This is a genomic window from Listeria sp. MAN/IMW/UF464, from assembly GCF_058683955.1.
This window is the reverse complement of sequence record NZ_JBZWZP010000002.1, coordinates 275552-291057: the sequence shown is the minus strand read 5'-3', so window position 1 is coordinate 291057 and position 15506 is coordinate 275552. Positions and strand designations below refer to the sequence as shown.

The window sequence follows — 15506 nt, the reverse complement described above, 5'->3', positions numbered from 1 at the left end:
AGAAGTATACAATTAATCGAACCTACTATGCAAGAGGTGGAAATGATGACAAAAGAACGAGTTATTATCATTGGGAGCGGTATCGCAGGTTGCACTGCTGCCCTCAGATTAATGCAGGACTATGATGTGACAATAATCACAAAATCTCATAAAGAAGAAAGTAACTCGATGCTCGCTCAAGGTGGTGTCGCCGCGGCTATATCAAAAAGCGATACACCAAAAAAACATTTTAGCGATACCTTTCAAGCTGGCTGTTTTCATAATAAAGTTCGCGCTGTAAACCAACTTGTGACTTGTGGCCCGATTGTGATCCAAAAATTAATAAATGAAGGAATGACTTTTGACGAAAAAGATGGCGAACTTTCGCTTGGATTAGAAGGTGCGCACCAACTGCCTCGTATTTTGCATTCAGGAGGAGATCAAACCGGCAAATTCCTTACTACATTTTTGCAAGAAAAATTGACAAAGGTTAACTGGCAAGAGCAAAAAATGGCTATAGAGATTATTAAACATGACGGTAGAGCAATTGGGGTTCACTGTTTAGATAAAGAAAACGAGCTACATACTTATTACGGCGAACATATTATTTTAGCGAGTGGCGGACTTGGACAACTTTTTCCTGTAACCACTAATGCTGCAACTATTTCTGGAGACGGCTTGGCTCTTGCTTACCGAGCTGGTGCGACACTATCCGACATGGAATTTATTCAGTTCCACCCAACCTTACTTTTTCTAAACGGGCGTTGTCATGGCTTAATTTCTGAGGCAGTCCGCGGCGAAGGAGCTACACTTATTCGCGCGGATGGTTCTGCTATTATGGAAACCGTGCATCCACTGGCAGATCTTGCTCCACGTGATGTCGTTGCAGCCACACTTTTTGAAGAAATTGAGCGTGGTAACCAAGTGTTTCTTGATATTACTAAGGTGGCTCATTTTGAGAAGCGATTTCCTGCAATTACAACCAGCTTAGACGAACATCAAGTACCATTTCGCGAAACAAAACGAATTCCAGTTCATCCAGGTGCACATTTTTTAATGGGTGGTGTTCGAACGGATTTGAACGGCAAAACGAATATCCCTCATCTTTACGCCATTGGTGAAGTGGCAAATGCAGGTGTACACGGCGCCAACCGTCTCGCCAGCAACTCCCTTCTTGAAACACTTGTTTTTGGTGAAAAAGTAGCGGAATATATCCACACGCAAAAAACCAACCGAATAATAGCTCCAGAGAATCCCCCCACTTATCAAACAACAACGCCCCATTTACCTGAAAAACATATACTCCAAGAAAAAATTTGGGAAACATTAGGAATTACACGAAAACCTGAGAAAATCACTGAATTTCTCCATTGGTTAGAAACATTTGATTATGCTAACCATACGAGAGAAACAGCTGAAATAAGTCATATGATTATTACCTCAAAATTAATTGCCGAAAGCGCCTTAAAACGAACTGAAAGCCTTGGCGCACATAGAATTTTAAAAGGAGTAACGAAATGAACTCAATACTTATGAATCAAGCAATTCAAGCATTTTTATTAGAAGATATTGGTCAGCATGATTTAAGCTCAGATAGTATTTTCTCCAGTGAAACAATGGGAGAAGGCGTTTTTATTGCGAAGGAAACAGGTATTCTTTGTGGCATCGCTATCCCGCCCAAAGTATATGAAATCCTTGGTGGAAACGTGCATTTTGAAGCCGTAAAAAAAGATGGTGACACAATTAAAAAAGGAGACATTATCGCGACTGTCTCGGCCCCTGTTCGCACTTTACTTTCCGGTGAGCGTGTTATTTTAAATTTAATGCAACGAATGAGCGGTATTGCTACCCAAACCCATATTGCCGTAAAACAGTTAGACGATTCGACTATTCGAATTTGTGATACAAGAAAAACAGCCCCCGGTCTCCGTGCCTTCGATAAATACGCCGTACAGAGCGGTGGCGGCTTTAACCACCGAAATGGTCTGTACGATGGAGTCATGCTAAAAGATAACCATATCGCCTTCTCTGGTGGTATAACCGAAGCTGTTTCTACTGTTCGTGAAAAACTAGGACATATGGTAAAAATCGAAGTCGAAACAGAAACTGCCCCACAAGTAAAAGAAGCCGTTCAAGCTGGTGCAGACATCATTATGTTTGATAACCGCACACCAGAAGAAATCAAACAACTTGTTAAACTAGTGCCAGACCACATTACTACGGAGATTTCCGGCAATATCACTTTAGATAATATTAATCATTATAAAGGCTCTGGTGCGAATTATATTTCTTTAGGATCACTAACGCATTCAGTTCGCGCTCTTGATATTAGTTTTAATAGTAAAGGAGGTATAAAAGCATGAATTTACTTGAAACAGTGGAACAAGATACGATGCCGGCTCGATATAAACATATGACCTCGCAAGAAATGATAGCTCGTGTCACGGAAATCAAAGCACAACTCGGCGAAGATCTTTTTATTCCTTGCCACCATTATCAAAAAGATGAAGTCGTTCCTTTTGCAGATGCAATTGGCGACTCTTTACAGTTAGCACAAATTGCTGCAAATAATAAAAAAGCAAAACATATCGTTTTTTGTGGTGTTCATTTTATGGCTGAAACAGCAGATATGCTTACGACAAATGAGCAAATTGTGACGTTACCGGATATGCGCGCTGGTTGTTCGATGGCGGATATGGCGGATATTCACCAATTAACCAACGCTTGGCCCAAACTACAACATCTGTTTGGTGATACTATTTTGCCAGTTACTTATATTAATTCCACGGCTGCGATTAAATCTTTCGTCGGCGAGCACGGCGGTACAACAGTGACATCCAGTAATGCAACCAAGATTGTCTCATGGGCACTTCAGCAAAAAGAGCGGATTTTCTTTCTTCCAGACCAGCATCTAGGTCGGAATACAGCTTTTGAACTAGGCATTCCGTTAGAACATATGGCCATTTGGAATCCGATAAAAAACGAACTGGAATATGACGGTAACCTAGATGATTGTAAAGTAATTTTATGGAAAGGCTACTGCTCCGTCCACCAACATTTTACAGTTAAAAATATCGAAAACATTCGTAAAAATCATCCTAACATGCGAATTATTGTTCATCCTGAATGTACGCATGAAGTCGTTTCACTAGCAGATGACTCTGGATCAACGAAAAAAATTGTAACAGAAATAAGTAACGCAGCACCTGGCACCGAATGGGCGGTCGGCACAGAAGCCAATTTGGTTGGTCGCATTATTCAAGAAAATCCCGATAAAAAAATCGTCTCACTCAACCCTTTTATGTGTCCGTGTATGACAATGAACCGAATCGACTTACCTCATTTACTTTGGACACTCGAGGCTATTCAAAACGGCGAACAAAAAAATCAAATCAAAGTGGATGAACATACAACCAAATTTGCGTTAAAAGCATTAGAAAGAATGCTCCAATTAAGCTAATAAAAAAACGAAAGCAGTGGCTGCTTTCGTTTCAGCTCCATGATATTTAAAAGCTTTGAATATCCACCCTAATTATATATCGAAAACGTGCATTTACAGTGACGGTTTTGTGTATATTTTTGGTATACCTACTTTTCACATTATTTTAATCTTATAAAACAGTTTTTCTCAACAAAAGTAAGACTCAAATTAAATAAATTTTGTAGATTAGCAAAAGTAACTTATGTTGTTTTGAAGTTATCATTTTTAGTTAGTATTTTCATTCAAAATCTCCCTTTTTAAATATAAAATAATCATATTCTATTATTCACATAAACTCAAATTCCACTAATACCCTTTTTGCGATTGTACTTTTACTAACTATTTCTACATGCTATAATATGATAGGTAAGCAAGTTTATGGTGGTGGCTAGCTCTTTCAACAAGAAAGGGTGATGCCTATGAATATTTTTGTTAGGTTTGCCTGGAAAGGATAACCCATGACCGTTTATGAAGCACTGTCTTTTGCAGTTGCTTTTGCGACCCTGGTGTTGCTATTAAACAGTCAAAATAACAAAAAAAATAACCACTTGTAAACTTTTGGCGAAGTTAGTGGTTATCTTATAACTATTTAGCTAGTGGCCACCTTAATTGGGCTTGCACTGGAGGGTCATGTTCACGCATGGCTCTCTTTTCATATATATAATAACATAACATAAAACCATTTGACAACATATGACACTAGGTACTACATATGAAACGAAAGCAATAGCTGCTTTCGTTTTTTATTTTAAATAACCAATTTCAATTCGAATTTTATCTTTTTTCGTCCTACCACCAGTCGATAATACCTTCACTCTTCCGTATCCACGAGCTGATAATACGTCTTCTTCCTCACATTCAAAATCCGGATTTTCCACTGTTTTCCAGTTTACTTTTACAAGGCCCGCGGTGACTAATTGTTTTGCCTTCTGCCTAGAGATATGGTGCGCATTACTAATAATAACATCGAGTCGCATACTAGAAACAGTTAGACCCATTTCTTCCCAAACGACTGGCGCGTAGACAGCATTTGCCAAGTCAGTTTCTTCTAACATCACATTCACTTTACCGATTTTTTCAAGCTGTAATGTTAAATAATCCTTCATCGTACTTTCTACTAATAACTGCCATTCACTACCATTATTTAAAATATCACCAAAAACATCGCGTTTCATTCCAAGCGACATTAATGTGCCAAGAATTTTTTGATGCGTGAGTGTCGTGAATTTCACCGGATAGCGAATATGAAACAAAGCCACCTCAAAATCAGCTTCTGTTGGGGTATAATAATCAGGATAAATCAGTGCACGCCGACGTTCTGCATGCGGAACCCCACCAAAAAACTGGACGCCAATATGCTCATAACCACCAACAACTGTCTCGGTAATATAACGTTGCCTCGGATCCAAAAAATCCGTTAGTTGCGGTGTATATTCATTTTCAACTTGCATCGTAATTCCTAATATCTTATCAATAAATGCGTATTCTTCCGCGCGAAAATGCTGATATATTCCATCCATCATCTTTTCTCCCTTTCAATCCATTCCGAGTCTTTAGCCCTATTATACCATGAAAAAAGCTGCTCCTCTGCTAATCTTGCTTCATTATTCAAAAAAAGCCACCCATTAGAAAACGGGTGTGCTTTTTAAAATAGCATTGGAATAACGTACACTTGAATTAATCCAGTTAAAACTCTCATCGCATATTGGAAAATGAAATAAGCCACAAGGGACGAAATATCAAACATACCAATCGGCGGAATAATTCTTCTAAAAGGCTCTAAAATCGGTTCAAAAATACGTGCTAAAAATTGACCGATTTTCGATTCTCTTGCACCTGGAAACCAGCTCATCAAGAAATAAATAAACATTAGTGTTGGCAACCATCTAATAACAAATAAAATGACTTCCACCACTTGATATAAAATACTTTGCAATCTAGTTTACACCTCTAATTCATTACATAAAGTTTTGTTCATCAAGCATTTCGGAAATAGAGCCGTTTACTTCAACGTTATCTGGAGTACATAAGAAAATATTATTTCCAACACGTTGAATATCTCCACCTAACGCATAAACAGTACCGCTTAAGAAATCAACAATACGTGTCGCTTGGTCATGGCTAATGCGTTGTAAGTTTACAACAACCGTTTTATAATCTTTTAAGTAATCCGCAAGTTCTTGGGCTTCTGCATATACTCGCGGTTCTGCGAGTACCATACGACTAGAAAACTGTGCTCCCTGCATACTAACCACCTTCGCATCTTCTTCTTCAACGGCATAAAAACGATTTTTACTAGGTTTTTCTTTCTTCGTTTTCTTTTGCATAGGTTCTGGTTCCCTCGCTACTTCTTCTTCATAATATTCTTCCTCTTCATCTAAGAAAAAGAATGACTTAAATTTATTCGATAGTCCCATTTGTTACACCTCCATATTATCGTCACTCACCAAAGCTCTTCCTACTCGTATAAATGTAGCACCTTCTGTAATCGCAATTCCGTAGTCGTTTGTCATCCCCATAGATAACTCAGTACACGGAACATTTTTTAACTGAAGCGCATGAATTTCTTGCTGCAATTGCTTTAACTCATGAAATACGTGATGCAGCTCTTTGTCACTATTTGTAATAGGTGCCATTGTCATTAAACCAATAATCTCAATAAAATTGAAATCTGCTTCTTGTAAAAACGACAACGCCTCTTCTTTTGAAAAGCCATGTTTGCTTTCTTCCCCAGAAATATTCACTTGTAAGAAACATTTAATTGGTTTTGTCGCTCGCTTTTCAATTTCTTTTGCAAGAGAAGATCGGTCAAGCGAATGCAAATAATCGATTTCTGGTAAAACATCTTTTACTTTACGTGTTTGTAAAGAGCCGATGTAGTGCCAACAAATGTCATCCTTATCCGCAAGTTCTCTAGTTTTGTCTAGAAATACATCTGCCCGATTTTCACCAAAGTGACGAATTCCTAAATCATACAGTTCTGTGATTCCAGCTACATCAATTGTTTTTGTAACAGCTACTAAAGTTACGTCTGCCTGTTGACGATTGCTTTTTTCACAAGATTGTTTTATTTGTGCTGTTACTTTTTCTAAATTAGCTTGTTTTGTCATTTGTTTAATCACCTTATATAATTCCCGAAGTGCTTCATTTAAAACGCTTCTTGTTATAATCAGATACCCGGTCACTTAATCACGCATTAACAGTGGCCGGGTGAAATTGTGTTATAAGTATTATCCGCGACGGTTACGATTACGGATAAATGCTGGTACGTCAACGTCTGAACTGTTTTGTTGTGGTTCAGCTTGTGGTTGTTCGTGTACCGGGTTATTTCCTTGTTGCGGTGCATTTTGCGCGTAATCATTTTGCGGCTCATCTTGCACAGCATAGCTTGGACGATTCACTTGAATGGATTGGTTAGGACGACGATTCGCTTGCGCTTGTTGTTGCGCTTGTTTTTCTTCATCAAAACCTGTTGCAATAACAGTTACAATCAATTCATCTTTTAATTCATCGTTAATAACAGAACCGAAGATCATGTTTACATCTTCATCAGAAGCGCTAGAAACGATTTCTGCTGCTTCTTGTACTTCATAAAGACTAAGGTTAGATCCACCAGTAATGTTCATTAGAACGCCTTTAGCTCCATCAACGGAAGTTTCAAGAAGTGGCGAAGAAATGGCTTTTTTAGCAGCTTCTGCGGCACGGTTTTCACCAGTTGCAATACCGATACCCATAAGTGCAGAACCACGATTAGTCATAATTGTTTTTACATCGGCAAAGTCTAAGTTAATTAAACCAGGAACGGCAATCAAGTCAGAAATCCCTTGTACCCCTTGACGTAAAACATTATCTGCTTCACGGAAAGCTTCAAGCATTGGCGTATTTTTATCAACAATTTGAAGTAAACGGTCGTTAGGGATAACAATTAAAGTATCCACCGCTTCTTTCATTGCTTCTGTTCCAGTTAGGGCTTGTTTCGTACGTTTTGGTCCTTCAAAACCAAATGGTCGTGTAACAACACCTACAGTTAAAGCGCCCATTTCTTTAGCGATTTGAGCGATAACAGGTGCAGCACCAGTTCCAGTTCCGCCGCCCATCCCAGCAGTTACGAATACCATATCAGAGCCTTTTAAAGCTTCTTCAATTTGTTCGCGACTTTCTTCTGCTGCTTTTTTACCAATTTCAGGTACAGCACCCGCGCCTAAACCACGCGTTAATTTTGTACCGATTTGTAATTTTGTTTCTGCTTTTGCTAAATTAAGTGCTTGAGCGTCTGTATTAACGGAGATAAATTCTACTCCTTGAACACCATGCTCAATCATACGGTTTACAGCGTTGTTACCGCCGCCGCCAACACCGATTACTTTAATTGTTGCCAAACTTTCTGAACTAGTGTCAAATTCTAACATATTATTGCCTCCTATTTGCCGATTTATACGATTTGTTTTTCTTGCTGCCTTACCAGCTATTCGCTTTTATTCAAAAAATGCGCCGAAAAAATTCTTCATTTTTGTTGATACTTTTTCGTCATCTGATTTTTTTGGTTTTTGTTTAGGTTGTTTTGGTTTTGGTGCTTCGTCATCATAACGAGGCTCACTTGCGGTGCTACTTACATCACGACCTTCTAATTCAGCCATTTGGTAAGCATATTTAATCAAGCCTACTGCAGTTGTGAAGGATGGTTCGCGAACACCGATATAATCAGGAATCGCCAGTCTAACATGTGCTGCCAATGTTTTCCCTGCTAAATCAATAGCTCCTGGAATCGCCATTGAGCCACCAGTTAATACATAGCCTCCTGGAAGATGCGTTTTACCTACGCGGTTCAATTCTTCTACAACTAATTGGAAAATTTCTTCCATACGAGCTTCGATAATATCCGCTACTTCTACTTGTGTAAAATGTTGTTTTTGGTCACTACCGATAACATCAATTGCAAAAACTTCATCCGGAGAAGCATCATCATAAAATGCGTAACCGTGCTCTAATTTAACACGATCTGCATTGGCTGTAGATGTATTTAGTCCAAGCGATAAGTCTTTAGTGATATTATCTCCACCCACTGGAATAACACCAGTGTAAGTTAACCTTCCTTGCTCAAACACGCTAACAGTTGTCGTTCCTGCACCAATATTCACAAGAGCAGTACCGAATTCTTTATCGTCTTCAGATAAAGAGATAGATGCCTCAGCAAGTGGTTGTAAAGCAATATCAGAAATCTCTAGACCAGCACGTTCCACACAACGTAACGTATTATGTAAAATTGTTTTTGAGCCAGTGATTAGTGTGCCTTCCATTTCTAAACGAACACCAATCATTCCACGTGGATCGGTAATCCCAGTTAAACCATCCACAACAAATTGATCAGGAATAGTATTAATAATTTCTCGTTCAGGAGATAGAGGAACGACTTGAGCGGCATCCATCACATTCCAGACATCTTCATCTGTAATTTCCCGGTTTTCGCTACCTACTGCCACAATTCCTCGGCAAGCTTCTAAATGTACCTGACTCGATACTACCCCAACGATTACTTGAGAAATTTCAACGCCAACCATTCTTTCTGCTTGTTCAATTGCCTTTTTAATGGATTCTACAGTCTTGTCTATGTCGATAATAATCCCTTTTTTAATTCCGGATGACTCGACATTCCCAACACCGATAATATTGAGTCTATCGTCAGCCATTTCCGCGATGATTACTTTCACAGAAGCTGTTCCAATGTCCAAACTTACATAAATTTCGCTATCACCCATTTATCGGCACCTCCTTTTATTCTAGTCATTTAAAGTATAATATTTCATTTTTTATACCGAGCAAAGCCGGTTTTTTAACTTGCTTGAAAATACGATGTTACTTCTTTATTTATATGGCGTCAGTGTAGAATGATTCCCCATTCTGCCTAACATACAAAATCACTTATTTACAGTCTACACTAAGAAAGAAGGTAATAAAAGCACAAAGAACAATTTTTGGCAAATTCTTAAGATATTTTTTTCATTTTATTCAAAAAGCGAACAAGTGTTGGTATCGCAAGCTTGCAGGTCATCATTTTGTCACCTTTTTGACATATCTGTTAAGTGCTAGTTCGCCAAAAATGCGAGAGAAGAAACAAGTCTTTATTCGTTTTCTTTTTTCTTCTCCGCGGCTTTTTCTTCGGCAGCTTTTTTTTCGGCGTTTTGTTGATAATAACTTTGGAAATAAGAACCTACTTCAATATCAATCACGCCTTTTTGTCCTTTCGCTAGTTGAGCGACAATTGCTGGATAATGCTGCATCTTATCTGCAAAACTACTTATATCCGCTGAAACTTGATTACCATCATTCATATATAATTCAATATGATTTTGATCGGTCTTCGTCGGGCTGTAAATCACTTCGGAAATAGAATTCACTACATCTTTTGGTAGTTTATTAATTTGCGCTACCATTTTTTCGAGCGTTTTACCATTTTTAAAATTTTGGAACAGTAGGTCGTTCCCTATTGGAAATTGTCGCGGTTGGTCTGTTAGCATAATGCCATTTTCAAGGACGTCATAATATTTACCGTCATTTTGCTGGTAACCAATCGTTTTATATTCCGTAATATTAATTTTGACATCATTTAGGCCATCTTTAGAAACGGTTGCGTTTTTTATTAACGTATTTTTCTCGAGCTTTTCTTCGGTTTTTCCGTTTCTTATTCCAAGAACAAATTCACCAGAAGTTAGCCCGCTTTCTTTACGAACTTCATTTTCAGTTAGTTGTTTATTTCCACTTACAGCAATTTTATCTAACTTGCTCAATGGGGAAAGGAAATACAGTGTAATTAAGATTAAAATCGCAAAAATTCCGATTAAAATGGCTAAATGTCTTATTAACTTTTTTTTGCGGTATTTTTTTAATTCAGGTATACGGTTTTCGATGGAAACTACTCGTTTGTTTTCAGCCATTTTATTCGCCCCCTTCTGCAATTTATTTCATAATACTAAGGACTGTTTCTACCAGTTTTTGAGCTGCATCTGGGCGCCCCATTTGTTTAGCACTTAATTTCATACTATTTAATTTTGCTTCATCTGTTAAAATAGCATCTACTGTCGCCATTAAATCCGTCTCTTTTAATTCAGACTCGGTAATAACCACAGCCGCATTATTTTTTTCTAACGCGCGTGCATTATATTCTTGATGATTCGCGGTCACATAAGGGCTAGGTATTAAAATACTTGGCACCCCAAGCGCTGTAAGTTCAGCTAATGTAGTCGCTCCTGCTCTTGAAACAACAAGTGTCACAGCATTTAAAATCTTAGGCATATCATAAATAAATGGTTGAACACTAATATGATTCCCTAAATTCATCTCTCCTAAAGAATCTTTTATCTTTTCAAAATGGACATCACCTGTCACATACAACAATTGAAAATCTCGTTTATTCCATTCCGGCAAGATTGCTTCCACAGCTTCATTTATACCTCGAGCACCTCTACTACCTCCAAAAACAAGCACAGTAGGTTTTCCTGAAACTAAACCATATGCTTCTAGTGCGCCTTCACCGTCCACACCCACTACTTCTGAAGCTCGTGGATTTCCAGTGAAAACAATTTTCTCAGAAGCAAACGAATCACTTACTTCTTCAAAACAAATCGCGACTTTATCTGTGTAACGGCTTAAAAATTTATTTGTTAAACCAGCAATACTATTTTGTTCATGGATTAAAGTTGGTATTTTAAGTTTAGCGGCTGCATAAACCACAGGACCGCAAACATAACCCCCAGTTCCAATTACGACATCTGGTTTAAATTCCCGTAGAATTTGCTTGCTTTTTTTAGCTCCACTTAGAAAACGCATGACTGTTTTGATATTTTCAAGAGATAATGAACGTTTAAACCCGGTAATTTCTATTGATTCAAAAGGAATACCTTCTCGTTTAACGATTCCTGCTTCTAAGCCTTTTTCTGTTCCAATGTATAAAAATTCCGCTTCTGGATGTACTTTTTTTAATTCTCGGATGAAAGCAAGTGCTGGATAAACGTGACCTCCAGTACCACCACCGCTTATTGCTACTTTCATTTTTCCACCTCTTCTATTAGTTCACTGATTGCGTCCATGTAGGCATTTCCGCGAACTTCGAATGTCCGGTATTGATCCCAACTTGCACAAGCCGGTGAAAGTAAGATTATATCTCCTGGTGCTGACTCGCGATATGCAACCGGAACAGCTGCCTCTACATCATCCACATAATGCACTTCAATTCCTGCAATTTTCCCTACTCGACCAATTTTATCTGCCGTTTCACCAAAAACAATAAGTGATTTCACATTTTTGAAAAATGGTAGCAATTCGTCGAACGAGTTTCCACGGTCCAGTCCTCCAGCAAGTAATACTACTGGATTTTTAAAACCTTTCAATGCGCTTTGAGTTGCTAAAATATTAGTTGCTTTAGAATCGTTATAAAATTTACGTCCTTGCCATTCCACTACAAATTGAGTTCGGTGCTCTACGCCTTTAAATGTTTCAAGGACATACATAATTTCTTCATTTGTCACACCTAATGTTTTGGCTACTGCTACAGATGCTAAAATATTTTCTAAATTATGCTCTCCCGGAAGTAAAATGCTATCACGGGATCCGATTACTTCATCGTCAAACATAATATTGCCATTTTGGACGTAGCTTCCTTGTTCTAAACGCTGCGTTGTTGAGAACGGAATAACTTGTGCTTTTGTTTGTTTAGTTAAATTCTTCAATTCTTCTTGATCCCAATTAATTACTAAGAAATCGTCGGCTGTTTGATTTTGTTGAATGTGCCATTTTGCTTGTACATATTCACTGCGGTCTGTATGGTAGTCTAGATGCGCTTCATAGATATTTGTAATTACAGAAATATGTGGCTTAAATGTTTGTACACCCATTAATTGGAAGGAAGATAATTCCATCGAAATATATTGATCGCTTGTTGCGTTTTCTGCAACAGCTGATGCCGGAAAACCGATGTTTCCTGCAAGCAAAGAGCTATTTTCTTTGTGTGCATTTAACATATGGTGAATAATCGTTGTTGTAGTAGTTTTCCCGTTAGTTCCAGTAATACCAACTATCGGCGCTTCAGAAATTTGGTAAGCTAACTCTACTTCTGTAATAACTGGAATTTTGAGTTTTAAAGCTTTTTCAATCATCGGGTTGTTATACGGGATCCCCGGGTTTTTAATTACGAGTTCAAATCCTTCATCTAATAATTCAATCGGATGCGATCCACAAATAACTTTAATCCCTTGTTCAAGTAATCCTTGTGCTTCTGGATTTTCACTAAAAGGTTTTTGATCGTTTACTGTGACGAATGCTCCTAATTTATGCATAATTGTTGCCGCGCTAACACCACTTCTTGCAAGACCTAAAACAAGCACTTTTTTGTGATGGTACATTTCAATTTTTTTCATTTCCTTTGGTTCCCCCATTTATATCAAAATTGGCGGTCGATTCTATGAGATTCACAAAAACGACGGAAAGCGCCAACCAGATTCTGTAAAAAACAGCCAACTAGAGACGCTTTTGCCGCAAAAATCACGGCGCTTTATTTAAAAGATAACAACACAGACTGAAATAATTGCTCCGATTAATCCGATTCCCCAGAACGTTAAAACAACACGCCACTCGGACCAACCACCAAGTTCAAAATGATGATGAATTGGTGTCATACGGAAAATTCGTTTTCCTCCCGTTGCCTTAAAGTAAAATACTTGTAAAATAACAGATGCAGTTTCAATAACGAAAATAATTCCGATTAAAAGTAGTAACCATTCTTGATGAACTAAAATCGAAACAGCTGCGATACTTCCACCTAGAGCAAGCGAACCAGTATCTCCCATAAAGATTTTCGCTGGATTTTTATTAAATAGAAGAAATCCAAGCATTCCGCCTACAATCGCGAAACAGAAAATCGCTACATCCATTTGTTCTTGGTAAAAAGCAATCACACCGAAAGCAGAGAATGCAATAACAGATAGACCAGAAACAAGTCCGTCTAAACCATCTGTTAAATTAACTGCATTGGAGAAACCAACTAACCAGAACAAGATAAAGATAATGAAGAACCAACCAAGATCAATTTCCGTATTCGTAAATGGAATCTTAAGCGTTTCTGCAAAATCACTAAAATGATACACAAGATAGAATAAAATCGAAATCGCAACTTGACCTAAAAACTTCTGCTTCGAAGTGAGGCCTAAATTACGTTTTTGAACTACTTTGATATAGTCGTCCAGAAAACCTAATGCGCCAAATAATGCCAGCGCGATGAATAGTAGCCACGTAGCCGCACTAACTTCACCACTGATGAAAGAAAAGATCAAAAAGCTAATGAGCATGGCAGTAATAAAAATAACCGCACCCATTGTTGGTGTTCCTGATTTCTTTTCGTGCATTTTCGGGCCTTCATCCCGAATACTTTGTCCGAATTTTAATTTCACCAAGAAAGGTATAAATAGTGGGACACCTATCACCGTAATGATAAAAGCCACTGCAAAAGTTGATACTAACATGTATAAAGACACAATAAATTCTCCCCAATCTGTTTGTCAAAGCACTTCACTTCATATTTTATGCGAGTCCGAGTTTTTTTTCAATAGCTATTCGAGCTTCTACGCGATCATCGAAATCAATAACCTCATCACCAATCACTTGATAGTCTTCATGCCCTTTACCAGCAATCAGAATAACATCCCCTGCTTCTGCCATATTTACTGCATAACGAATGGCATCGCGACGGTTCTCATGAACAACGTATGAATCGCTCCCTGGAATACCTTGAATCATATCTTCAATAATCGCATGTGGGTCTTCACTACGCGGATTATCTGATGTAAAAATTGGATTTGTCGCATAGTCAACAGCAATTTTTGCCATTTGTGGTCGTTTTCCTTTATCACGGTCACCACCACATCCTACGACAACAAAGACACGTTTTTCGGCAAATTCATCAATCGTTTGTAGAACATTTAACAAGCTGTCAGGTGTATGAGAATAATCCACTATTACTGGAAAATCTTGTCCTGCATTTACAAGCTCAAAACGTCCTTTTACCCCTGGAATGCTCTCAACCGTTGCAATTGCATTTATAACTGGAATACGTAGCGCAAAACTTGTAGCAATCGCGGCTAATACATTATATACGCTGAAATTTCCAATCATTTTTATTTTTAATGAGAAATCTCCAACTGGTGTTTTTAAATCAAAAGTTGAGCCATGGCTTGTAATTTGAATGTTAGATGCGCTAAAATCAGCCGGTTCTTTTATCCCAAAAGTTATAATGTGCGCGGCTGTTGCTGTTTGCATTCGAACGCTTTCTTTATCATCTGCATTTAAAACAGCAATTTTGGGATTACTCAAGTTATAGCTGTTACCAAGCTGCGCGAACAATAAGCTCTTAGCGTAAGCATATTCTTCCATTGTATGGTGATAATCTAAATGATCTTGAGATAAATTCATAAATACTGCTACGTCATAATCTGAACCATATACGCGGCCTTGAACTAATGCGTGAGAAGAGACTTCCATTACTGCTGTACTCACACCACTCAGAAGCATATCACGAAAAGTTTCTTGCAAGGTTAGGCTGTCTGGCGTCGTATTTTTTGTTTCTAAAATTTCATCGCCAATTTTACGATACATCGTACCAATCAAGCCAGTTTGCTCGCCGTTTTCGCGAACAATTTGTTCTACTAAATGGCTAACGGTTGTTTTACCATTTGTCCCTGTAATCCCAACTAGTTTTAACGCTTGGGTTGGAGAACCATAAAAATAATCCGCTAGCATTGCCATTGCTCGTTTAGAATCTCTAACATAAAGAACTGGCACGGAAACATCTAATTGTTTTTCAGCGATAATTGCTACTGCACCAAGCTGAACGGCGCGGTCAGCGAACTGATGTCCGTCCACTATTTCTCCATCTATACAAATAAATAAGGTACCCGGTTGTACTTTTCTACTATCTTGCGCAATTTGGTTAACTTCAATTGCTGCACTTGCTTCTCCAGTATAGACCGGGATAGCTTGCATTAGTTCTTTTAACTTCATT

14 protein-coding genes are annotated in these 15506 nt (G+C 38.2%); 3 read left to right on the top strand and 11 right to left on the bottom strand.

Annotated features, from left to right (window positions below; translation table 11 throughout):
* Positions 1–45 precede the first annotated feature (45 nt).
* From nadB to nadA, 3 genes are read left to right on the top strand one after another with little or no spacing between them, the layout of a single operon-like run.
* Complete coding sequence (nadB, locus tag AC4PG0_RS08690; RefSeq protein ID WP_492167618.1) at positions 46–1500, top strand: L-aspartate oxidase; 1455 nt, start codon at positions 46–48, stop codon at positions 1498–1500.
* Positions 1497–2342, top strand: a complete 846-nt coding sequence (gene nadC / locus AC4PG0_RS08685; protein ID WP_185547730.1) for a carboxylating nicotinate-nucleotide diphosphorylase — start codon at positions 1497–1499, stop codon at positions 2340–2342. Before nadB ends, nadC begins: the two co-directional genes overlap by 4 nt.
* Positions 2339–3439, top strand: a complete 1101-nt coding sequence (gene nadA / locus AC4PG0_RS08680) for a quinolinate synthase NadA (protein WP_492167617.1) — start codon at positions 2339–2341, stop codon at positions 3437–3439. Before nadC ends, nadA begins: the two co-directional genes overlap by 4 nt.
* Before the next feature lie 764 nt (positions 3440–4203).
* On the opposite strand, the gene AC4PG0_RS08675 is transcribed toward nadA, so the two are convergent.
* From AC4PG0_RS08675 to AC4PG0_RS08625, 11 genes are all read right to left on the bottom strand, one after another.
* Positions 4204–4980, bottom strand: a complete 777-nt coding sequence (locus AC4PG0_RS08675) for a YlmH family RNA-binding protein (RefSeq protein ID WP_185341445.1) — start codon at positions 4978–4980, stop codon at positions 4204–4206.
* 125 nt (positions 4981–5105) lie between these two features.
* Positions 5106–5396, bottom strand: coding sequence for a YggT family protein (locus AC4PG0_RS08670; RefSeq protein ID WP_003763260.1), 291 nt, complete (start codon positions 5394–5396; stop codon positions 5106–5108).
* Positions 5397–5418: 22 nt separating this feature from the next.
* Positions 5419–5877 (bottom strand): cell division protein SepF, encoded by a 459-nt coding sequence (locus tag AC4PG0_RS08665; protein ID WP_003763262.1) that lies wholly within the window; start codon positions 5875–5877, stop codon positions 5419–5421.
* Between the two features lie 3 nt (positions 5878–5880).
* Complete coding sequence (locus AC4PG0_RS08660; RefSeq protein WP_033532873.1) at positions 5881–6570, bottom strand: YggS family pyridoxal phosphate-dependent enzyme; 690 nt, start codon at positions 6568–6570, stop codon at positions 5881–5883.
* Between the two features lie 120 nt (positions 6571–6690).
* The gene (gene ftsZ / locus AC4PG0_RS08655) at positions 6691–7869 is read right to left on the bottom strand and encodes a cell division protein FtsZ (protein ID WP_003769589.1); all 1179 of its coding nucleotides are present in this window, start codon (positions 7867–7869) and stop codon (positions 6691–6693) included.
* 66 nt (positions 7870–7935) lie between these two features.
* Complete coding sequence (ftsA, locus tag AC4PG0_RS08650) at positions 7936–9216, bottom strand: cell division protein FtsA (RefSeq protein WP_003767733.1); 1281 nt, start codon at positions 9214–9216, stop codon at positions 7936–7938.
* 363 nt (positions 9217–9579) lie between these two features.
* The gene (locus tag AC4PG0_RS08645; protein WP_492167616.1) at positions 9580–10392 is read right to left on the bottom strand and encodes a cell division protein FtsQ/DivIB; all 813 of its coding nucleotides are present in this window, start codon (positions 10390–10392) and stop codon (positions 9580–9582) included.
* Between the two features lie 22 nt (positions 10393–10414).
* Positions 10415–11506: an undecaprenyldiphospho-muramoylpentapeptide beta-N-acetylglucosaminyltransferase gene (gene murG, locus AC4PG0_RS08640; RefSeq protein ID WP_003763269.1), complete on the bottom strand. Its 1092-nt coding sequence runs from the start codon at positions 11504–11506 to the stop codon at positions 10415–10417.
* Positions 11503–12870: a UDP-N-acetylmuramoyl-L-alanine--D-glutamate ligase gene (gene murD, locus AC4PG0_RS08635; protein ID WP_010991778.1), complete on the bottom strand. Its 1368-nt coding sequence runs from the start codon at positions 12868–12870 to the stop codon at positions 11503–11505. The genes murG and murD overlap by 4 nt, the downstream gene beginning before the upstream one ends.
* A gap of 138 nt (positions 12871–13008) precedes the next feature.
* Positions 13009–13983: a phospho-N-acetylmuramoyl-pentapeptide-transferase gene (gene mraY / locus AC4PG0_RS08630; protein ID WP_003767739.1), complete on the bottom strand. Its 975-nt coding sequence runs from the start codon at positions 13981–13983 to the stop codon at positions 13009–13011.
* A 46-nt stretch (positions 13984–14029) separates the two neighbouring features.
* On the bottom strand, positions 14030–15505 hold the full coding sequence (locus tag AC4PG0_RS08625; RefSeq protein WP_194318541.1) for a UDP-N-acetylmuramoyl-L-alanyl-D-glutamate--2,6-diaminopimelate ligase: 1476 nt from the start codon (positions 15503–15505) through the stop codon (positions 14030–14032).
* Position 15506: the final 1 nt, after the last annotated feature.